Annotated in this window: 17 protein-coding genes; 9 read left to right on the top strand and 8 right to left on the bottom strand. The window is 71.8% G+C overall.

Annotated elements, in window-relative coordinates; genetic code table 11:
• Window positions 1–153: 153 nt before the first annotated feature.
• Window positions 154–2,940, bottom strand: a complete 2,787-nt coding sequence (gene lanL / locus ACT1U9_RS29195) for a class IV lanthionine synthetase LanL (RefSeq protein WP_444535607.1) — start codon at window positions 2,938–2,940, stop codon at window positions 154–156.
• 72 nt (window positions 2,941–3,012) lie between these two features.
• Window positions 3,013–3,444, bottom strand: a complete 432-nt coding sequence (locus ACT1U9_RS29190) for a hypothetical protein (protein ID WP_444535606.1) — start codon at window positions 3,442–3,444, stop codon at window positions 3,013–3,015.
• 143 nt (window positions 3,445–3,587) lie between these two features.
• Here ACT1U9_RS29190 and ACT1U9_RS29185 point away from each other — a divergent pair, with 143 nt between their 5' ends.
• Both ACT1U9_RS29185 and ACT1U9_RS29180 read left to right on the top strand, forming a co-directional pair.
• On the top strand, window positions 3,588–5,654 hold the full coding sequence (locus ACT1U9_RS29185; protein ID WP_444535605.1) for a hypothetical protein: 2,067 nt from the start codon (window positions 3,588–3,590) through the stop codon (window positions 5,652–5,654).
• Window positions 5,655–5,725: 71 nt separating this feature from the next.
• Window positions 5,726–6,559, top strand: coding sequence for a helix-turn-helix transcriptional regulator (locus ACT1U9_RS29180; protein WP_444535604.1), 834 nt, complete (start codon window positions 5,726–5,728; stop codon window positions 6,557–6,559).
• A 22-nt stretch (window positions 6,560–6,581) separates the two neighbouring features.
• On the opposite strand, the gene ACT1U9_RS29175 is transcribed toward ACT1U9_RS29180, so the two are convergent.
• From ACT1U9_RS29175 to ACT1U9_RS29160, 4 genes are all read right to left on the bottom strand, one after another.
• Window positions 6,582–6,974 carry an SsgA family sporulation/cell division regulator gene (locus ACT1U9_RS29175; RefSeq protein ID WP_444535603.1) on the bottom strand — a complete coding sequence of 131 codons (393 nt, stop codon included), beginning with the start codon at window positions 6,972–6,974 and terminating at the stop codon, window positions 6,582–6,584.
• Between the two features lie 490 nt (window positions 6,975–7,464).
• Window positions 7,465–7,713 carry a DUF397 domain-containing protein gene (locus ACT1U9_RS29170; RefSeq protein ID WP_444535602.1) on the bottom strand — a complete coding sequence of 83 codons (249 nt, stop codon included), beginning with the start codon at window positions 7,711–7,713 and terminating at the stop codon, window positions 7,465–7,467.
• Between the two features lie 112 nt (window positions 7,714–7,825).
• Window positions 7,826–8,329, bottom strand: a complete 504-nt coding sequence (locus ACT1U9_RS29165; RefSeq protein WP_444535601.1) for a hypothetical protein — start codon at window positions 8,327–8,329, stop codon at window positions 7,826–7,828.
• 97 nt (window positions 8,330–8,426) lie between these two features.
• Entirely contained in the window at window positions 8,427–8,885 is a 459-nt protein-coding gene (locus tag ACT1U9_RS29160) for a nuclear transport factor 2 family protein (RefSeq protein WP_444535600.1), read from the bottom strand.
• Between the two features lie 120 nt (window positions 8,886–9,005).
• On the opposite strand from ACT1U9_RS29160, the gene ACT1U9_RS29155 reads away from it, so the two are divergent.
• From ACT1U9_RS29155 to ACT1U9_RS29140, 4 genes are all read left to right on the top strand, one after another.
• Window positions 9,006–9,563 carry a TetR/AcrR family transcriptional regulator gene (locus ACT1U9_RS29155; RefSeq protein ID WP_444535599.1) on the top strand — a complete coding sequence of 186 codons (558 nt, stop codon included), beginning with the start codon at window positions 9,006–9,008 and terminating at the stop codon, window positions 9,561–9,563.
• A gap of 146 nt (window positions 9,564–9,709) precedes the next feature.
• The gene (locus tag ACT1U9_RS29150) at window positions 9,710–11,128 is read left to right on the top strand and encodes an alkaline phosphatase family protein (protein ID WP_444535598.1); all 1,419 of its coding nucleotides are present in this window, start codon (window positions 9,710–9,712) and stop codon (window positions 11,126–11,128) included.
• Window positions 11,129–11,235: 107 nt separating this feature from the next.
• Complete coding sequence (locus tag ACT1U9_RS29145) at window positions 11,236–14,685, top strand: LamG-like jellyroll fold domain-containing protein (RefSeq protein WP_444535597.1); 3,450 nt, start codon at window positions 11,236–11,238, stop codon at window positions 14,683–14,685.
• Window positions 14,686–14,756: 71 nt separating this feature from the next.
• Window positions 14,757–15,890: a serine hydrolase domain-containing protein gene (locus ACT1U9_RS29140; protein ID WP_444535596.1), complete on the top strand. Its 1,134-nt coding sequence runs from the start codon at window positions 14,757–14,759 to the stop codon at window positions 15,888–15,890.
• Window positions 15,891–15,897: 7 nt separating this feature from the next.
• Here ACT1U9_RS29140 and ACT1U9_RS29135 read toward each other — a convergent pair whose 3' ends face one another.
• Window positions 15,898–16,728 carry an alpha/beta fold hydrolase gene (locus tag ACT1U9_RS29135; protein ID WP_444535595.1) on the bottom strand — a complete coding sequence of 277 codons (831 nt, stop codon included), beginning with the start codon at window positions 16,726–16,728 and terminating at the stop codon, window positions 15,898–15,900.
• 125 nt (window positions 16,729–16,853) lie between these two features.
• Here ACT1U9_RS29135 and ACT1U9_RS29130 point away from each other — a divergent pair, with 125 nt between their 5' ends.
• Complete coding sequence (locus tag ACT1U9_RS29130; RefSeq protein WP_444535594.1) at window positions 16,854–17,459, top strand: class I SAM-dependent methyltransferase; 606 nt, start codon at window positions 16,854–16,856, stop codon at window positions 17,457–17,459.
• 4 nt (window positions 17,460–17,463) lie between these two features.
• Here ACT1U9_RS29130 and ACT1U9_RS29125 read toward each other — a convergent pair whose 3' ends face one another.
• Window positions 17,464–18,192, bottom strand: a complete 729-nt coding sequence (locus ACT1U9_RS29125) for a TNT domain-containing protein (RefSeq protein WP_444535593.1) — start codon at window positions 18,190–18,192, stop codon at window positions 17,464–17,466.
• 371 nt (window positions 18,193–18,563) lie between these two features.
• Between ACT1U9_RS29125 and ACT1U9_RS29120 the strand changes: the two genes are divergently transcribed.
• Both ACT1U9_RS29120 and ACT1U9_RS29115 read left to right on the top strand, forming a co-directional pair.
• Window positions 18,564–19,919: an ABC transporter substrate-binding protein gene (locus ACT1U9_RS29120; protein ID WP_444535592.1), complete on the top strand. Its 1,356-nt coding sequence runs from the start codon at window positions 18,564–18,566 to the stop codon at window positions 19,917–19,919.
• Window positions 19,916–20,941 carry a carbohydrate ABC transporter permease gene (locus ACT1U9_RS29115; RefSeq protein ID WP_444535591.1) on the top strand — a complete coding sequence of 342 codons (1,026 nt, stop codon included), beginning with the start codon at window positions 19,916–19,918 and terminating at the stop codon, window positions 20,939–20,941. The genes ACT1U9_RS29120 and ACT1U9_RS29115 overlap by 4 nt, the downstream gene beginning before the upstream one ends.
• Window positions 20,942–20,945: the final 4 nt, after the last annotated feature.

Raw genomic sequence — 20,945 nt, 5'->3', positions numbered from 1 at the left:
GCCGCTCCCGCTCGGCAACGGTGACCGGGGACCGGGTCGTTCAGAAGGTGCTGCAACACGAGCCGGCGGTGGGCGGCGGCCAGGACTCGGAGCCGGGTGCCTCCTCTTCCTCAAGCATCTGAAGAGCGGTCACATCGGATTCCATCACGGTGTTCACCCCCTCTCGGCGTGCTCTCGGGCCGACATCGTGACGATGCCGGAGTGCTGGGCCCGTGTGGCCGTGAGCGCACGCGGCAGCCACAGCCGCGGACCCCCGTGGACGTACCGCAGCAGGAAGGCGAGCGCGCCCGACAGGCCGGTGCCGTAGTCGGCCCACACCTGGGTGCCGCTGTCGTCCGGCAGCAGCGTGCGCCCGCCGCGCCGGACCGTGCGCGCGTGGAGCGCCACCGCGAGTTCCCCGGCCCATGCGCGGTACGCGGGGTCGGCGCAGGCGTCCGCCAGGTCGAGCAGGAACTCGCCGTCCCCGGCCAGGCCGTGGCACTGGGATGTTCCGATGTGCCGGCGCGAGCGGCGCACCGCCACCGCAGCCTGGCGCGCGCACTCCAGGAACTCGGCCTCGCCGGTCTCCTGCCAGACCCGCACCAGGAACGTCCCCACCCCCGAGGAGCCGCTGCACCAGTGCGTCTTGCGCGGGCCGCCTGGCTCCCCGGAGCGCCAGTACGCGGCCCCGTCCGCCACCTCGGCCACGTCGAGCAGCGTCTGGGCCGCCTCCACGGCGAGTTCCTCGTACGCCGGGGTGCCGGTCGCCCGGGCGAGGGCGAGCAGGAACGCGCCGATGCCCGCGACGCCATGGGCGAAGCCGTAGTGGACGACGTCGTCCGGCGTGCCCAGGATCTCGCGCGGCACCGGCCACACCAGCTGCCCCCCGCGCCGGTGCGCCATGGCGGCGAGTGCGGCGCCCGCCTCCTGGGCGCGGTCCAGAAAGCGCCGGTCCCAGGTGGCCTCCCAGAACCTCAGCTGTGTGAGCCCCGCCCCCGCCACCCCATGGCAGACATCGGGGCTCGGCCAGCGGACCGGCACCCGGGCCGCCAGCTCCATGGCATGCCCCAACAGCGTGTCGTCGCCCAGGAGTTGGGCCGCGTCGAGCAGCGCCCAGGCCGTGCCCGAGCGGCCGTAGTGCAGCCCGGGCAAGGTGCGCGGCTCGCGGCCGACCCGGTGGCTGATCCAGTCGGCCGCACCCCGGACCGCGTCGAGCACCGCCGGATCCTCGCCGGTCTCGTACGCGCGCACCAGCACCCCTAGGACGCCCGCCGCACCGTGCTGGACGGCGAACGCGTCCGTCGCGGCGCCGACCGGCCCCGAGGGCCAGAGCCGGTCCGGGCAGCCCGTCTCCATGGTGGCGAGCAGATGGGCGACGCCGTGCGTGATCAGCTCCATCGACTCGGCTTCGGTACTGCCTTCGGACTCCTGCACCATGTCGCCGTGTTCGTCGGCGGCGCGGGCCGTCTCGGCCAGCCGGTCCAGGACCTCGTCGAGGCCGGGGCGCCGGGCCGGGTCCTCGTCGAGCAGGGCGACGACGAGCGGGGCGAGCAGCCGGGCCGCCGTATTGCCCGGGGCCAGCCGGGTGAGCCAGTTCGCCAAACGCTCGGCGTGGGTGCGTCCGCCCGGGTCGTCGGCGGCGAGCAGCGGATCGACCCCGGTGACGAGATGGAAGAGGGTCGCGCCGAAGCTGAAGAGGTCGGACGCGATGCCGGGTGCGGGGCCGTACCCCGGTGCGGTCAGCTGTTCCGGCGCCGCGTATCCGGGGGTGTGGATCCGCCGGGCGGGCTCGCCGGGCCGCGCGAGCATCTCCAGGTCGATCAGATGCACTTCACCGCTGTCGGCGACCATCACATTGTTCGGGTTGAAGTCCCTCAGCACCCAGCCCTCGGCGTGGACGAGCCGCATCAGACAGGCGAGGGCGCGCGCCCGGCGCAGGGCGTCGGCGAGCGGTATCCCCCATCCCTTGTCTTCGTCGAACTCCAGCCTGTCCAGGACCCATTGGCGAAGCGTCACTCCGTCCAGCGCCTCCTGGACCAGGAACAGATCGCGCTGCTGCTCGAAGAGCGCGACCAGGCCCGGCGTGAAGCCGCTCCCGGCGAACGCCTCCAGCATCGCCGCCTCGTGGCGCCGAAGATCCCGGGCGTCCTCGCCGGTCAGGGCGGCGGCCGAGTGCGGGCGCGCCTGTTTGATGATGACCGGCAGGCCGGTGGTCTCGTCGACGCCCCGGAACACCCCGCCCCCGAACGCGTGCCGTATCGCCCCCTGCACCAGATAGCGGCCGTCGAGGAGCACGGCGGCCGGGGCGGGCCGCTCCGGCGGCACCCCGGTGGACTCGCCGTGCGCGAACGGGTCGCGCGGCGCCCACGGCGGCGGCGCGAACCAGGCCCGGCGCCGGTCGGGGACGAGCCGCCCGTCGGGCGCGACCAGCATCGCCCCGAGAGCGCCGTCGTCACCGAGCGCGCGCACTCCGGTGAACACCCCGTACCGGTAGTGCACCAGGCTGTGCGGAAAACACGGCCGGTCGGAGAGGATCGCGGGCCCGGGCAGCCCCAGCGTCGCCTCGTGCAGCTCCTTCGCCAGGTTCCGCAGCCAGGCGTCACCGCCCTCCGGATAGACGGTGAGGAACTTGCCCCCGCCGCCCCGGTCGTACCGGTGGGCGACCAACTCACCGGTACGGCCGACGGTCCCGGCGAACTTGAACCGGCACCCGTGGCGGACGAGCACGGCGGCCGCCCGCGCCAGGACCAGCGGCGCCGACAGCGGCGTGGCCGCGATGTGCAGCTTCCAGCCCTGGACCCGCGACGGCTCGTCGGGAGGCGAGACGAAACACCAGAACTCCCCCTCCCTCACCCGCCATCGACCGGTGGCTGGCCCGCCCCCCGTACGGGCCAGAACCGCTTCCACGATGTCGACGAGCAGCCTGTCGGCCGCCTCGTTGCGCTGCGTCGTGGGTTCCATGAACCCCATCGTGGCCGCGGCTCTGTCGGTTGCCTTGCACCAGTCTTACGGAATGCGAACCGGTCCCGGAGTTCAGAACTCCGCGTCCGTCTTCAGCGTCAGCCGTACGTTCGTGTCGGTGGTTCCGTTGTTGGTCGCGCAGGCGGTGTAGTCGCCCGCGCCCGGGAACGTACCGCTGTCGTCGCGCAGTTCGGCGGCCCAGGCGTTCACCAGTCCGGGCGAGCCGGTGCCGGGCACGGTCGCGCCCTGGAACTGCACCTTGAACTTGGCGCCCTGCCCGGTCGCCTGGCCGTCCGCCCGCACCTTGTGGTTGGCGTGCTGCTGGACACAGCGCTGCTCACCCGGGTGGAGCGTGCCGCCGTAGAACTGGGCGGCGGAAGCCGGTCCGGCCGCCGCGAGCAGCGCGAGCGCGGCCGCCCCGGACGCCACGAACCCGGCCGCGATGCCGAGCCGGACCCGCCGCCCGGTGCCGTTCCTGACCGTCGTCGCCGTGGTGGTGTTCATCTCTGCCCCTCCTGATCTGCTGCGGGAATCCGGTCGAACTCCCGTCGACAGCAAGGACGTTACGGCCGCCGGATATCCGGTTTGCAGACCATTCGCTGTCCGGTTCACGGCCGATTCGCCACCATGACCGCCATACTGGGGACGTGACCGGCCACCAGCTCGGCGGGCGGCTGACCGACCGCTTCGCGGCGGCGCGCGAGCGCGGATTCGTCGGCCGCCGCCAGGAGAGCGCCGTCTTCGAGACACTCCTTGAACGCGGTTCGGGTTCCGTGCTGTACGTCCATGGGCCCGGCGGCATCGGCAAGACGACCCTGCTGCACCACTTCGCCGGGATCGCGACCCGGGCCGGGCGCGGCACCGCGTTCCTGGACGCCCGCGATCTGCTGCTGCCGGGCGGCCGTACGGTGCCGGTGCCCGAGCCGGGTTCCGTGCTGCTGCTCGACTCGGCGGACGGTCTTGCCGAGGAGGTGCTGCGCGACGAGCTGCCCCCGCTGCTGCTCTCCGACATGGTGACCGTGCTCGCCGCGCGCACCGCGCCCCCGCTCGCCTGGCGGGTCGACCCGGCGTGGCACGAGCTGCTGCACACGCTGCCGCTCGGCCCCCTCGATCAGGCGGACAGCAGGCGCCTGTTGCGGCTGCGCGGGATGCGGCAGGCCCAGGAGGAGGACCGCACGCTGGCGTTCGCGCGCGGCCACCCCCTCGCGCTCGCGCTGACCGCCGACGTCCGGGCCCAGGGCGCAGCCGCTCCCCTCTCCCCCGCCGATTCGCCGCACATCGTCCGGGCGCTCCTCGACTGCCTCCTGGAAGCCGTGCCCTCGCCGCTGCACCGCACCGCGCTCGAAGCCTCGGCGCAGGTCCTGGTGACGACCGAGCCACTGCTCGCCGCACTGCTCGATGTGGCGGACGCCCGGCCGCTGTTCGAGTGGCTGCGGACCCTGTCGGCCGTGGAGTACGCGCGGCGCGGCATCCGGCCGCACGATCTGGTGCGGGAGGCACTGGACGCCGAACTGCGCTGGCGCCACCCGGATCTGCACGGCGAGATCCTGCGGCGCGCCGGGGCGTACTACCACCGCCTCTTCGACGACACCGACCTGGCCCGCCAGCGTGCCGTGCTCGCCGACTACGCCTATCTGCACCGCGAAAGCCCCCTGGTCGGGCCGCTGTTGGCGCCCGCCCTTTCGTCCCACGATGTGATGGAGAGGCTGACGGTCTCCGCCACCACGGCCGACGAGGCGGACGGGCTCTGTGCCCTCACCGCGCGGCACGAAGGGGCGGAGTCGGCGGCACTGCTGCGGGCCCGGCTCGACGCGGTGCCCGGGTGCGAGGCGTACACCGTGCACGAGCACACCCGGGATGCAGGACGCCAACTCGCCGGTTTCTACGCGCTGATGTGGCTGACGGCGGACGACCCGGAGGACGCCGCGCACGACCCGGCCGTCCGGGCCGCGCGGGCGTGGCTGGCGGGTCCGGGCGGGCTGCGGGCGGGTGAACAGGCGCTGCTCGTACGGTTCTGGATGAGCGCGGACACGTATCAGAGCGTGTCGCCCGTGCAGACGCTGATCACCCTGCGGCTGACCCATCACTACCTCACCGGCCGCAGGCCCGCCGTGACCCTGCTGCCGTTCGCCGACCCTGAGTTCTGGGCGACGGGGTGCGCGTATGTCGACTTCGCGCGGCTGCCGGAGGCGGACTTCACGGTGGCGGGGACCACGTACGGGATGTTCACGCACGACTGGCGGCGCACGCCGGGGGCCGCCTGGCTGCGGCTGCTCACCGCGCGCGGGGCGACGGACGATCCGCTCTCGGTGCCCGCTCCCGCGCCCGTACAGGGATCCGAACCGCTGGACCGCGCCGCCTTCGAGGCCGGGGTGCGCGACGCGCTGCGGGGGCTGCGCCGGGCGGACGGGCTCGATGACTCGCCGCTGCTCAACACCCGTATCGTGAGCGCCCGTTGCGGTACGGATGCCGGGCCGCGCGAACGGACGGCGGCACTGCGGGAGGCGATCGACGCGGCGGCTTCGGCGCTCGAAGCCTCGGCGGCGGACCGCCGGGCCTTTCGCGCGCTGCACCACACCTACCTCAGGCCCGCCGCGACCCAGCAGCGCGCCGCCGAGCTCCTGGGTCTGCCGATGACCACCTACCGCAGGCATCTCGCGGCGGGCACCGAGCGGGTGACGGCACTGTTGTGGCGGGAGGAGATCGGGGGTTGAGCCGGAGTCCAGGGCACCCTGGTACCGACGGTCCCTGGTTCTCGCTTCCGGGTTCCGCCATTATGTGGATCATGACGACCGACCGCCGCCAGCTCGCCGATTTCCTGCGCCGCTGCCGTGACCGGGTCACCCCGCAGAACGCCGGGCTGCCCGCCGGGCCGCGCCGCCGCACGCCCGGACTGCGGCGGGAAGAGGTCGCCCAGCTCGCCGGGATGTCGGCCGACTACTACATCCGGCTTGAGCAGGCCCGCGGGCCGCAGCCCTCGCCGCAGATGCTCGGCGCGCTCGCCCGCGCGCTGCGGCTGAGTGACGACGAGCGCGACCATCTGTACTTTCTCTCCGGCCACCGGCCGCCCGCCGCGCACTCCTCTGACGGCGAGGTCAGCCCCGGCCTGCTGCATCTGCTCGACCAACTGCCCACCACCCCGGCCGTGGTGCTGAGCGACCTCGGCGACATCCTCGTCCAGAACCGGATGGCCCGGGCGCTGCTCGGCGAGGTCTGCGCGGACTCCGAGCACGGGCGCAACGTGGCGTGGCGCTGGTTCACCGTGCCGGAGGCCCGGGCTCCGTACCCGGAGGAGGAGCACAGCTACTACAGCCATCTGCACGTGGCCGATCTGCGCGCGGCGGCGGCACGTCGCTTCGGCGACGCGGAGTCGGCCCGGCTGATCTCACGGCTGCACGGCGCGAGTCCGGAGTTCACCGAGCTGTGGGAGCTGCACGAGGTCGCGGTGCGGCGGCGCGACCGTGTCCGGGTCCTCCACCCGAAGCTCGGCCCGTTCGACCTGTTCTGCCAGGTGCTGCTCGCCCCCGAGGGCGATCACCGCCTGGTCCTGTTCACCCCGCCGCCGAACAGCACGACGGCGGACCGCCTCGCCATGTTCGGGGCCTCCCCCATGCACTGAGCCCCGTGTCCGAGAGGCGATGTCACCCGGTGCCGTGGTCGTGGCACGGGCACTCCCGGCCGCACCAGCAGCTCCCCTGCACGGGCGTCGCCGCCAGCAGCATCCGTATCACCTCGTCGACGTCGATACCGTCCAACTCGCGTCCCTCCGGGACGAGTTGATACGTACGGGAGAGGAAGTCGGCCACGTCCTCCAGCTCGGCGAGCAGGTCGGCGCTGCCCTCGTCCGAGTGGAGCCGGATCCGTAACCCGCTCTCGCCGTACTGCCATACGCGCACATCGCCCAGGCCCACCGGGCAGCGGGAGCCGAGCCCCTCGGCCACGAGGTCCCGGCCCATGGTCCATGTCGTATGCATGCCATTGCCGCAGACGAATTCCACGGATACCGCGAGCGGGTCCGCGGGGTCGTAAGCCATCAGAGCCTCCACAGGGGTCATGGCATCACCCTCGTGCAGTAGTTCGACATACAGTGGAACGCAGATCTCTTCCATGTCGCCCCCCTTGTCGGGACAGTCACCGGCGGCCGCTCGCCGGGTGTTGTTCGGTATCCGCTTCTATGACGTACTCAACGGCCGTGATAGTGACCGACTTCGCGAACAAATTCGCCCACGGATGTGGAAAGTGTGCGGACGATGACGCAAATTCGTATGCCCTCGGGGATCTCGTACCCCGTACGGGGACGGCCGATCCCCGCACCGCCGGGCGTCGCAACCGCCTGTGACCCCGTCGTCACCGGGGCGCGGGGCACCCGGGCGGGCACTGGGATCTTGTGAGGACGGCTTCACAAGTGGGTGTCCGACGCCACCGATTCGGCCGGAACATTGCGCTCACCAGCACAAGATCAGAACAGCGCATCGCCCGCGGCCGTATGTCGGGGGCGGCCGCGGGCGATGCGAGGGTGCCGGCTCAGCAGAACTTGTCCAGCTGTCCCGCTTTCGCCGCACGGACCATGGCGGCGATCTCGGAGCGGCTGTAGCGGAGCACGGGCGCGTCGGCGTGCTTCGTATGGGTCACCGCGACGCTGTCACCGTCGACGGCGAATCCGACGCAATCCTTGGAGTAGTCGAGGTCACTGAATGACGACTTCTCGAATGCAAGGTGGGGGGCATTCCGGTTGACGTATTCGGCGACCGCGACAAGACGTGAGTGGTCCATGGAAGAGCTCCTTCGTCCATCAGTGGGGGCGCTTCCGACGCTACGAGCCCAAGTCCGAGCATTTCTAGTGCCCTTGACACACAGACACTCGATGCGCTAAATGCACGTGCGGTTACACCAGACCCAGGTTGGCGGCCGGCGAGCCCTGCAGGGTCGGGGCGAGCAGACCGGCGTGCGGCTCGTCGAGGGCCGGCAGCCCGAACAGCTCGGCCTTCGGCGGCGTGAGCGGCGCGCCGAGGATCGCCCCCGGGCTCTCGGCGCGCAGCGGGGACTCCGGCGTCGCGAGGGCGGCCGAGCCGAGATGGTCGTCGGTCAGCGGGTCCTTCAGAGGCGCTTTGAGCAGGGTGGACGGCACCTCGGTGGTGATCGGGAGCGAGGGCAGCACCGGGGACGGCAGCAGGGAGCCGACCACATGCCGGGGGCCGCCGGGCGAGCCGGGCATCGGGATCGGTACGCCGGTGCTCACCGTGGGGGCGTCGAGCGGCAGGGCCGTCTCCAGGCCTTCCAGCGGTACCACCACGGGTACCGACTGTCCGGCGGCGGCGGGCGCGACCGCCGCCGCCGTGGCCATGCACGTCATCATGGCCGCGAGGCCGGCCCGCTTGGTGAGCTTCATGTGTACTTCCATCCCTTTGGGTCCAAGGATTTCCGACGGACACCTACCGCCCTGGAAGAACGACCCGGCTCACCCAACCACTCCAAAATTCCCCTGTTCAGCGGAGCGGAAAGGGCACTCCTCGCTCGGATTCGGGGCGTGTTCCGAAGATCCTCCGATCCGACTGTGCGATGGCCACGTCATTGATGCTCGCCTCGCGGCGCGCCATCAGACCGCGCTCGTCGAACTCCCAGAGTTCATTTCCGTAACTGCGCCACCACTGTCCCGAGGCGTCGCGGCACTCGTACTGGAAACGCACCGCGATGCGGTTGCCCTCGAACGCCCACAGCTCCTTGCGCAGGGCGTAGTCGAGTTCACGGTTCCACTTCGCGGTGAGCATCTCGACGATCTCGGCGCGCCCGGTGACGAAGGTGTCGCGGTTGCGCCAGCGGGAGTCCTCCGTGTACGCGAGCGAGACCTTCTGCGGGTCGCGGGTGTTCCAGGCGTCCTCGGCGGCCTGGACCTTCAGCCGGGCGGTGTCCAGGTCGAACGGGGGCAGGGGCGGGCGGGCATCCATGGCGGCTTCCTTCGGTCCGAGGTTCAGAACGCTTGGGTCGGGGCGGGGAGAACGAGCGTTCTCCCTCGCTTGCGGCTACTCTAGAGAACGGTCGTTCTCATTTCAAGGAGTGGTGGAGTCATGGACAGCGCGGACGCACGGGAGCGGGCACTGGACGCCGCCGAGTCGCTGTTCTACGCCCGGGGCGTGCAAAGCGTCGGCATGGACGAGATCCGGGGCGCCTCCGGGCTCTCCCTCAAGCGCCTGTACGGACTCTTCCCCGCCAAGGACCAGCTGGTCGAGGCGTATCTGGAGCGCCGGGACACCGTCTGGCGCGGCCGCCTCGCCGACCACGTCGAGCGGCATGAGACGCCCGATGAGCGAATCCTGGCCGTCTTCGACCATCTGCACCGCTGGTTCGGCGAACCGGGCTTTCGCGGTTGCGCCTGGATCAACGCGTACGGGGAACTCGGCGCCACTTCGCCGCGCGTGGCCGCCCAGGCCCGCGCCCACAAGCGCGCCTTCCGTACGTACGTGGGCGGCCTGGTCGCCGACGCGGGGCTGCCCGCGAGCTTGGCCGACCATCTGACGCTGCTCGCCGAGGGCGCGATGGTGACCGCCGGGATCTTCGAGAACCGCAAGCCCGCGCTCCAGGCACGCGAGGCGGCGGCCGTACTGCTGCGGGCGGCGCGCGCCTGACCGCCGCATCGTTCCCACTTCCCTCATCCCGTAGGACCGTCACACCTTTGACCGGCGCGCCCGCCGCTCCCCCGGCCCGGCGCACCGGGCCCTTATGGTCGGGCGGGCCCGGGTCCCCCCTTCGGCCGGGCCGGGAGGGAACGTCCATGGCCGAGTTGACGCGACGCAGACTCCTCGGGTCGGCGGTGGGTGGCGCGACCGCGCTCTCGCTGCTGCCGCCCAGCGTGCAGAAGGCCGTGGCGGCCGGGCCGCCGCGCCGGGGGTCCGTCCGCGACATCGAGCACGTCGTGCTGCTGATGCAGGAGAACCGCTCGTTCGACCACTACTTCGGCACGCTCTCCGGCGTACGCGGCTTCGACGACCCACAGGCGCTGAAGCTGCCCGGCGGCCGTTCCGTCTTCTACCAACCGGACGCGGTCAACCCCGACGGCTACACGCTCCCGTTCCACCTGGACACCCACCACTCCAGCGCCCAGGCCATCCCGTCCACCAGCCACGCCTGGTCCGTGCAGCACGAGGCGTGGAACGGCGGGAAGATGGACCAGTGGCTGCCCGCACACCGCAAGGCCGACGGGGTCAACGGTCCCTATGTGATGGGGTATTACACCCGTAAGGACATCCCCTTCCAGTTCGCCCTCGCGGAGGCCTTCACGGTCTGCGACCACTACTTCTGCTCGGTCCTCGGCCCGACCTGGCCGAACCGGCTGTACTGGATGACCGGCACGATCGACCCCGGCGGCACCCTGGGCGGCCCGGTCATCGACAACCTGGCGCCCACGCCGTACCGCTGGACGACGTACGCCGAGCGGCTGCAGGCGGCCGGGGTCAGCTGGAAGGTGTACCAGCAGGACGACGACTACGGCTGCAACATGCTGGAGCGGTTCCAGACCTTCAAGGACGCAAAACCCGGCTCCGACCTGTACGAACGCGGGGTCCGCCCGCAGCCCGAGGGCACCTTCGAGGACGACGCCCGGGCCGACCGGCTGCCCGCGGTCTCCTGGATCATGCCGACGAGCTATCAGTCCGAGCACCCGGACTATCTGCCGGCGGCGGGCGCTGACTTCGTGGCGCGGAAGATCGAGGCCATCGCCGCGAATCCGAAGGTGTGGGCGAAGACCGCGTTCATCCTCAGCTACGACGAGAACGACGGCCTGTTCGACCATGTGGCCCCGCCGACGCCGAGGGCGGGCGCGGCCGACGAGTTCGTCCAGGGTCTGCCCATCGGCGGCGGGTTCCGGGTCCCGACGATCGTCATCTCACCCTGGACCGTGGGTGGTTGGGTGGCGAGCGAGGCGTTCGACCACACCTCGGCGCTCCAGTTCCTGGAGGCGTTCACCGGGGTCGCGGAGCCCAACATCAGCCAGTGGCGTCGGCGCACCTTCGGCGACTTCACCTCGGCCTTCCGCTTCACCCAGGCCCAGCCGCGCCCACCTCAGTTGCCCCAGAACACGGCCGAGCAGCTGGCGGAGGCGAAGAAGGAGGTGGCGACGCTGCCGAAGCCGACGCTGCCAGGCGCCGACCAGACGTTCCCGCGCCAGGAGAAGGGGCAACGGCGGCACGTGTAGACGTGGCTCCTGGATGACGGGCGACGCGCAGATTTCATCTGGCATTCAACGCCAAAACACCCGATATTGGCTGATTCCTGTACCCCGCGATCATCACCATGATCCCCATGTCGTTCACCCCGTACAACTCACCGGCCCCAGGCGGCCCATTGGCCACCCGCCTGGTCACCCGCCGCAGACGGGCGCCGTTCCGCTCCCCCGCCGTCCTGCTCGCTCTCGCCGTCGCGGCCGTCGCCGTCCTGTTCGCCGCGCCCGCCGCGCCCGCGAGCGGCCCGCTCGCGTCCTCGCGCGCCCTCGTCGGCGCCGAGCAGGTACTGTTCCGCTCCGGCGTCGGCGGTTACGGGTGCTACCGGATTCCGGCACTCGTCAAGACCAAGTCCGGGAGCCTGCTGGCGTTCGCCGAGGGGCGCAAGTCGCCCACCTGCGCCGATCGCGGCGACATCGATCTGGTGATGCGCCGCTCCACCAACGACGGCCGCACCTGGGGCCCGGCCCATGTCGTCCTCCAAGGCAGCCCCGACGACCCCACCGCGCCCTACACCCGGGGCAACCCGGCGCCCGTGGTGGACCGCGAGAGCGGCAGCGTGTTCCTGCTGTCCACCTCCAACGAGGCCACCCCGACCGGGCTCCGGCTGCCGTGGGTCCAGCGCAGCGACGACGACGGGGTCAGCTGGAGCACGCCGACGGCCCTGCCGACGTTCAGCGGGGCCAACAACGGCTGGTTCGCCACCGGCCCCTCGCACGGCGTCCAGCTCACCGAGGGCCCGCACGCGGGCCGGCTCGTCGTCGGCGCCCACCAGATCCCGGACTCGGCGACCCGGTACGCGGGCGTCCTGTACTCCGACGACCACGGCGCCACCTGGCAGGCGAGCTCCACGGCCAACTCGTACGCGGCCGGGTCCGTCAAACCGGGCGAGGTCTCGGTGACCGAACTCCCGGGCGGCAGCGTCTACTTGGCGTCCCGCAACGAGATCGGGGGCAGCGCCGACCACCGTACGCGCGCGGTGAGCACCGATGGCGGCACCACCGTCCCCGCCTCCACCGTCGTGCCTAGTCTGATCACCCCGGAGGTCCAGGGCTCCGCTCTGACACTGCGTCAGACCTGTCAGCACACCCCGGGCGACACCATGATCTTCTCGGCGCCGTCGGACCCCTCCGACCGCAAGCTGATGAAGATCCGCTATTCCACCGACCAGGGCACCACGTGGACCGCCGCCCCCAACGGACTCATCAGCAACGACCGCGCCTCCTACTCCGACCTCGCCGAGCTGGACACCGGTGAGATCGGGCTGATCTACGAGGGCGGCCCCACCAACTCCGCCGACGAGATCCGCTTCAACGTGACCACGCCCGGCGCGCTGGGCGTCCCCGGCACCTTCACCGGCAAGGGCTCCCCACAGAAGAGCCCCACGGCCGGCCGCACCAGCCCCGACGCGGGCCCGGACGCCAACGACGCCTATCTGCAAGGCAACGCGACCCTCGGCAGCGGCCGCTTCGGGCAGGGGCTCGTCCTCGACGGGACGGACGACTACACCGATGTGCCGTACGCCAGGACGCTGGACCCGGGCGCGGGCGACTTCACGTACGCGATGTGGTTCAAGTACACGGCCACGACCGCCTCCAAGCAGCAGGCGCTGTTCTGGGCGTACGGGCAGGGGGCGGGCAAGCCGCAGGTGTGGCTGCGCACCCAGCCCGCCGACGACCGGCTCTACGCCTGGGTCCGGGGCGCGAGCGGCGGGGCCCGGCTCACCCTGACCGACCCGTCGGTTGCCGTCGCGTTCGGCGACGACCAGTGGCACCATGTGGCGCTGATCCGAACGGGCGCGCAGATCCGGCTGACCGTGGACGGCACGGTCAGCGCAACGGCGACCGGCGTCGCGGGATCGGTCACCGACGCGCCGCAGAACGGCGTCGAGGGGATCCGTATCGGCGCCAAGTCCGACAGTACGGCGAGCGACGCGTTCGGTGGCTCTGTCGATGAATTCCGCTTCTACCGCACAGCGTTGACGGACCATCAGCTCACTCAAGTGCGGGCCAACGCGACCGCCCTGGACACCGACGCGGCCACCCGCTCGATGGGGGCCCGGCTGCCGTTCCAGGTGATCGACACGGCGGTCGTCCCGGACCGCAGAACGATCACCATCGAGGACGACGTCTCCGGCCACTGCGCGAGCGGCACCCTGCTCGGCGGCGCCCGGACCCTGGTGCCGGGCCGGATCGGTTCGGGCGCGGCGAGCGTCGACAGTGCGCATCCGGGCAGCGAGACCGGCTTCTCTCCGACGCTCGACGTCGGCTCGGGCGACTTCACGTACACGCTCTGGTTCCGGTACGCGGCGAGCTCCACCACCGCCGACCAGGCCCTGGTGTGGGCGTACGGCTCGGGCGCCACCAGCCCTCAGCTGTGGGTGCGCGCGCAGCCCGGGCAGGACCGGCTCTACGCCTGGGTGCGGACCGACACGAACACCGCCGCCGTCGCCCTGCCGGACACCACCTCGACGACCGCGTACGGGGACGGCGCCTGGCATCTGATGACCCTGACGCGGTCGGGCGACAAGGTCACGCTCGGGGTCGACGCCCGCACCCCGGTCACCGTCGGCGGTCTCACCGGGTCGCTCACGCCCGCCCAGGGCAGCGGGCAGCAGGGGGTGCGGGTCGGCTCGAAGCCAGACGGCACCAGCGTCCTCACCGGCGCCGTCGACGAGTTCCGGGTCTACCACCGGGCGCTGACCACGGCCGAGATCGCCTCGGTCGCGGGGTCGGCGGTCGGTTCATCGGGCTCGTACCCGGCCGATCCGCCCGCGCTGTGGTGGTCGTTCGAGAACCAGTACACCGGGGCCAAGGACGTCGTGCGGCCCCCCGCGGGTCCGGCCACGCCGGATTCCACGGTCCACTGCGGCCACGGCTTCGTGCGGGGCGGCGCGGCCACCGTCCCCGGGAAGTTCGGCAACGCGCTCGCCTTCGACGGGGTGGACGACGCGGTCGACCTTCCGTACGGCGCGGCGACCGCTCTCGGCTCGGCGGACTTCACGGTCAGCACCTGGCTCAAGTACTCGGCAACCAGCGGCAGTCCGGACCAGGTCCTCCTCCGGGCGTACGGAACAGGCGCCTCCGAGCGACAGATCCGGCTGCGGGCCCAGCCCTCGCGGGACCGGCTGTACGCGGCCTTCGAGACGGACACCGCGACCACCGTGGTGGCCGCCGTGGACACCTCGGCGGCCGCGGGCTTCGGCGACGGCGCCTGGCACCAGGTCGCCCTGGAGCGCTCCGGCGGACAGCTGCTGCTGATCGTCGACGGCGTGACCCTGGGCAGCTCGGCGGTCCTGGCGGGCTCGGTGACCGTGGGCGACACGTATGCCGTGGACGGCTTCCGGCTCGGCGCCGAGTTCGACGGGACCGAGCCGCTGACGGGGGCGCTCGATGAGTTCCGGATCACCCGCAAGGCGCTGTCGGCCGACGAGCTGACCACACTCCGCACCCGGAACAGCCTGCCGGGGACGGCCACTTCGACGTGGCTGCCGTTCCAGGTGATCACGGGTGCGGAGTTCGCACGTATGTAACCTGGGAGATCACGAAGACGGTGGCCGCACAGTGCGCGGGCGGCCACCTGCGCCACACGGGGAGAAGTGACATGACCGAGGCACCGCCGTCGAACGCCGCCCAGACGAGGGTCCAGGAGATCCTCGACGAACTCACCGCGTCCGGTGAGGAGACCGGCATCCAGGTGGCCGTCCACCTCGACGGCGAACTCGTCGTCGACGCCTGGTCCGGCCTGGCCGACACCAAGTCCGGGCGGCCCATGGACGGCGAGACGCTGGTGCCGTCCTGGTCGACCGGGAAGGGCGTCGCCGCCGCTCTCGTCGCGGTCCTCGTCGACAAGGGTGTCCTCGACTACGACACCCCGATCGCGGCGCACTGGCCGGAGTTCGCGGCCAACGGCAAGGACCGGATCACGCTCGGGCAGCTCCTCTCCCACTCGGCCGGGCTGCCGCAGCTGCCACCCGATCTCACCCCCGAGGAGCTGTTCGACATCCCGGCGGTCGGGGACTGGCTGGCCGGGCAGGCGCCGCTGTGGGAGCCGGGCACCGAAACCGGCTACCACGCCTGGACGTACGGCATCCTGCTCGCGGAGATCCTGCGCCGGGCGACCGGCCGCACCTGCGACGAGCTGCTGCGCGACGAGATCGCGGCGCCGCTCGGGATCGCCGACTCGCTGCTGTTCGCCGTCCCCGACCGGCTCGCGGACCGCCTCGCCACCTGCTACGACGGCGGCTGGGCGGCGCTCCTGGACCGCATCCCCGAGGGCGCGCCCTTCTTCGTCTGCGCGCCCCGGCAGGTGCTCCCGGTGGCCTCGCTCGCGAACCGCCCCGACTACCGCCGCGCCGCACTCCCGGCCAACGGCACGATGACCGCCCGGGCGGCCTCGCGGATGTACGCGGCGCTGGCCTGCGGCGAGATCGACGGCGTACGCCTGCTCTCCGACGCCACCCTCAAGGCGGCCACGACCCCCAGGGCTTCGGGCAAGGACCGCTCGCTCGGCTCCGAACTCCTCAAGGGCTACGGCTTCATGCTGGGCGGCCCGGGTTCCCTGATGCGCTACCCGGCCGGCGCCTTCGGCACCAACGGCTCGGGCGGCACCACGGCCTGCGCCGACCCCGCCCACCGCTTCTCGTTCGCCCTGATCAAGAACCGGATGAACGTGCCGGGCCTCGACGGGCGTGTGCTGGACGAGGCCCGGGTCGCGCTGGGTCTGCCTGCGATCTGAGGACGCTCTACCGGTTCGCGAACTCCCGCAGATCTGCGGTGAGTTGATCGGCGTGGGTGACGAACAGGCCGTGGCCCGCGTCCTCGTACACCAGCAGCGTGCTGCCCGGGATCAGTCGGGCGGCGCGCTCGCCGGTGAGGGCGATCGGGGCCGAGACGTCATGGGTGCCGTGGACGACCAGGACCGGTACGTCGATCTTGGCCAGTTCGGGGGCGACGTTCAGGGTCACGACGAGCTCCCCGAGCGCGTTCCCGGCCCGGGCGGTGGCGCCCGCACAGCGGTCCACCCAGTACTGGACGGCCGCGGGCGAGACCTCGTTGCCGGGGCGGTGCAGGGCGAAGAAGTCGTCCGCGCCGCTCGCGAAGAACGCGGGCCGATCCTTGCGGAAGACCTCGTTCCCGGCCTCGATGAGGGCCGGGTCGACGCCTTCGGGGTGATCGGCCGAGCGCGCGGGCCCGGGTGCCATCCCGGCCACCAGGGCCACGCGCGCCACCCGCCCGCTGCCGTGCAGCGTCAGATAGCGGACGACCTCGGCGGTGCCGATCGAGTGCCCGACCAGGGTGATGTCGCTCAGGTCCAGGTGGTCGACGAGTGCGCCCACATCTCCGGCCAGGGTGTCCAGGTCGAACCCGCCCCACACGTCGTCGGACCGCCCGTGCCCGCGCCGGTCGAACCCGACGCATCGGTACCCCTCGTCGGCCAGCGCGAGCATCTGGAACTCCCACATCTCCGTGCCGAAGTAGGAGCTGTTGACGAAGACGAGGGTGCGCCCGTCACGCGGCCCGTAGTCGACGTAGTGGAGGCGGGTGCCATCGGTGCTGGTCTCGAAGTACGGCATGGCGCTGGGTCCTTCCCCGTCGGTGCTCGCTCACTGCGCTGCTTACGTGATCGATGGTGCGGCAGGGACGGGGAGTTGGTCGATTACCCCGGAGGTCATGGAGGTTGATCGTTTAACCTGACGCCATGACGGAGACCACGACGGGCACCCAGGGGTACGCCGCGGAGGCGGACGCGCTGGCCGTGCAGTACGAGAGCGTGACCTTCGAGGAGGTGCACGGCGAGCTGCTGCACCTCTTCCCGGCCGCGCCCGCGCGGGTGCTGGACATCGGCGCCGGGACCGGGCGGGACGCGGCGGCGCTCGCCCGCCTCGGCCACACCGTGACGGCGGCCGAGCCGACCGCCGAACTGCGCGCCCACGCCGAGCGGTTGCACGCGGACACCGCCGTGTCCTGGCTCGGCGACGCGCTGCCGGAGCTGCCCGGGCTGCGCGCCCGGGGCGAACGGTTCGACCTGATCCTGGTCACTGCGGTCTGGATGCATCTGGACCCTGCCGAGCGCGCCCGGGCGATGCCGAACGTCGCCGAACTCCTCGCACCCGGCGGCACGTTGCTCATGCGGGTACGCAGCGGCCCGGTGCCGCCCGGGCGGCGGATGTTCGAGGTGCCGGACGCCGAGACCGTGGCACTCGCCGAGGCCGCGGGCCTGCGTGTCCTGCACCGGGGCGGCCGCCCGGACCTGCACGGCCGCTCCGGAGTGAGCTGGTCGGAGCTGGGGTTCACCCGGCCCTAGCGAGTCAGCTGCCCGTCACACCCGCGAGCGCGCTCTTCGCCGCCTCCGGGTTGTTCCCGGCCTTCAGATAGCCGTGGTCCAGGAGCCACTTCACATTGAGCTTCTGGCCCGCGCCCGGGTCGACGAACGCCGGGTCGAGCTTGACCTGCTGGCCGCCGCCACGCTGCTCGAACCAGGGGGCGATCCGGCCCTGCCAGACGGTGAAGCTCTTGGTGACCTCGTACGCGTGGTACGCGCACGGGTACGCGGCCTCGCGGGTGATCAGGCTCTGCGGCGGCAGCGCCCGGCGGGCGTAGCTCGCTCCGGCCGGGGCGAGGAAGGCGCCGTACTCGGAACCGAAGCGGTCCAGGTCCTCGCCGACGTGGAGATTGACCGCACGCTTGTCGAGGGTGCCGTCGCGGCGGTTGGCGAAGCCGTCGTTGGGCGGGTACTTCCAGCTGCCCGCCGTGGTGTCCCAGTAGGTGGCGAGGAAGGCGGTCGGGGTGAGGTGGCCGGTGCGGTGGTAGCCGAGGACCAGCGGGCCGACCGGGTCGTCCCAGGGCTTCGGCAGGTTCTGCGGGCCCAGCCGCTCGTCGCCCTCGTACGCGCCCGAGCACGCGGCCGGTGCGGAAAGCGCCTTCTCCGGGAGCGGAGCGGCCTGGGCGGGGGCCGCGCCGAGCAGGGCCGTCGCGGCGAGCGCGACGGCCGAGGTGCCCATGGCCACGAGGACCCGCAGCCTGGGGAAACGTATCATCGGTGATCTCCGAATAGTCATGCGAATTACTGACGAGTCCTCACTTCTAGTGCGCGGGAGATCACTTCGGGATCCGTCGGGGGCAAGTCGGCCGAAAGATCGCCCCGGCTCGGCCGGAAGCGCACTGTTGTGCCCCCGACGTGGTGTGTGGTGCCCGGCGGCACGTCGACAGCGCTTTCCCCGGGGTACTTGACGCGTGTGCGCCGAGGCGCTTTCATCCAGCCAGTGCGGGGCCTACGAGCGGCCCGGCGCTTCGAGTGGTGCGCCCAGCCGGTAGCGGATCCCCGACCAGGTCCGGAGTCCGGCCCGAGTCGCCAGGACGTGTGTCCCGCGTCCGAGGCGGGGCGTACCCGCTAAGGGATGGAACGACCATGCCCGCCGCTTCGGACCGCACCAGTGAGCCCCAGGACTCCCCCGGCCGCCCGCCGCGCCGACGGGTGCTGCGCGCCGGTGCGGCGCTCGCCGCCGGGGCCACCGCCCTCCCGCTCCTCGACGCCTGCGCGGCCACCACCTCGAACGGGATCGGCGCGGACGGCCGCGTCAACATCGAGATGTGGCACGGCCAGAACGAGACCAACGCCAAGGCGATCGAGGCGCTGGCCGCCGACTTCAACCGCTCGCAGTCACGCGTACGGGTGAACGCGAACGGCGGCGGTGTGGTGGCCGACGCCATGCTGCAGAAGGTGACGGCGGCGCTCGCGGCCGGGGCCTATCCCGACATCGCGTACATCTTCGGCTCGGACCTCGCGAGCATCGCACGCAGCCCCAAGGTCGTCGATCTGACCAGCGCGCTGCACGGTGGCTCACCGCCCTGGAACGACTTCTGGCCCTCCGTCAGGGAGGCCGTCACGCTGCACGGCAAGGTACGGGCCGCGCCCTCGCTGCTCGACTCGCTCGCCGTCGCCTGCAACACCACGCTCTTCAGACGCGCCGGCATCCCGCTGCCCCGCGCGGGCTGGACCTGGGCGGAGTTCGTGGCGACGGCCAAGAAGCTCACCGACTCCGGGCACGGGGTATTCGGGACCGGCTGGCCGGGCGCCGGTGACGAGGACACCGTGTGGCGGCTGTGGCCGATGGTGTGGGACCTGGGCGGAGACGTGATCGCCCCCGACGGCAAGAACATCGGCTTCGTGGACTCGGGCAAGCGGGCCCTGGAGACCGTGGCCCAACTGGTCGCCGACAAGAGCGTCTACATCGACCCCAAGCCCGGCAGCGAGCAGATGTACCAGGTGTTCGTCTCCGGCCGGATGGCCATGGTGATCACCGGACCGTGGCAGCTGCCCAACATCCTGGAGTCGAAGCTGCCGTACGACGTGGTCCCCATGCCGACGTACAGCGGCAAGCCGCTCACCATCTCCGGGCCCGACACCTGGACCGTCTTCGACAACGGCAAGGCGCGCGCGAAGGCCGCCGTGGAGTTCGTGCAGTGGCTCATCACCCCCGCGCAGGACGTGCGGTGGGACATAGGGGGCGGCAGTCTGCCGCTGAGCAAGGAGAGCGAGCGCCAGAGCACCTGGCAGCGGCACTCCGCCGACACCGTCGGTCTGCCGGTGTTCACCAAGGCCCTGGAGACCGCCCGGGTGCGGCCCATCCACCCCGCCTATCCGCAGATCTCGCAGGCCACCGGCGAGGCCGTGGTGTCCGTGCTGCTCGGCCGCGCCTCCCCCGCCAAGGCGGTGCGCCAGTGCGCCGACAAGGCCGGCGCGGCCCTGCTGATTCCCCGATGAGGAGGGACCTCGTGCCCCGAGCATCCCGAACGGGCCTGCCCCGTCCGCTCACGGTGGCCCCCGCCGACCGCGAGGCGATGGCCCGACAGCGCGCCCGGCGCCGGCGGGCACGCGGCGAGACGGCCACCGCCTGGGCGTTCATCAGCCCGTCGGTCCTGGTGATCCTGGGTCTGAGCGTGGTGCCGGTGATCTGGTCGCTGCTGCTGTCGTTCCGCGCCGACGACCTGGTCACGCCGGGCCGCTGGGTGGGCCTGGACAACTACCGGGCCCTGTCGAAGGACCCGGGGTTCCGCAAGGCCGTCGAGAACACGCTGACGTACGCGGGAATCTTCGTCCCCGTGAGCCTGGCCGGGGGGCTGGCACTGGCCCTGGCGCTGAACCGGCGGATCCGGTTCGTCGGCGTCTACCGGACGCTGGTCTTCATCCCGTTCGTGGTCTCGGCGGCCGCCCAGGGCGTGCTGTTCTCGTTCATCTTCGACCCGCAGTTCGGCGCGGCCAACTCCGTGCTGCACAAGCTGGGCATCTCGCCGCAGGGCTTCCTCACCGACCCCGGCCAGTCCCTGTACGTGCTGCTGATGATCTCGCTGTGGAGCGGGGTCGGGTTCTGCGTGGTGGTCTTCCTCGCCGCGCTCCAGGACGTACCGACAGAACTCGTCGAGTCGGCGCGCCTCGACGGCGCGAACCGCTGGCAAGTGCTGCGTTACGTCACACTGCCGACGCTCGCGCCGGTCACCGCGTTCCTGGTCCTGTGGCAGCTGATCACCGCGTTGCAGGTCTTCGACCTGGTGTACGTGACGACCAAGGGCGGGCCGCTGGGTTCGACCACGGTCATCGTCTACTTCGTCTGGGAGCAGGCCTTCCGTACGTTCACGGCGGGCTACGGCGCGGCCGCCGCGTATGTCCTGGCGGTCGCCCTGCTCCTCGCGGGCACGGCGGTGACTTTGTACCGCCGCCATCGCGAGCGTACGACCGGCGCGGCCGGAACGCCCGGGCTGCGCGGCGCGGAAGGAGTGGCCCGATGACCGC

The organism is Streptomyces sp. BR1 (assembly GCF_052373795.1).
Classification (GTDB): Bacteria; Actinomycetota; Actinomycetes; order Streptomycetales; family Streptomycetaceae; genus Streptomyces.
Note: the sequence above shows the minus strand (reverse complement) of the source record. Positions and strands in the feature narration are given on the sequence as shown.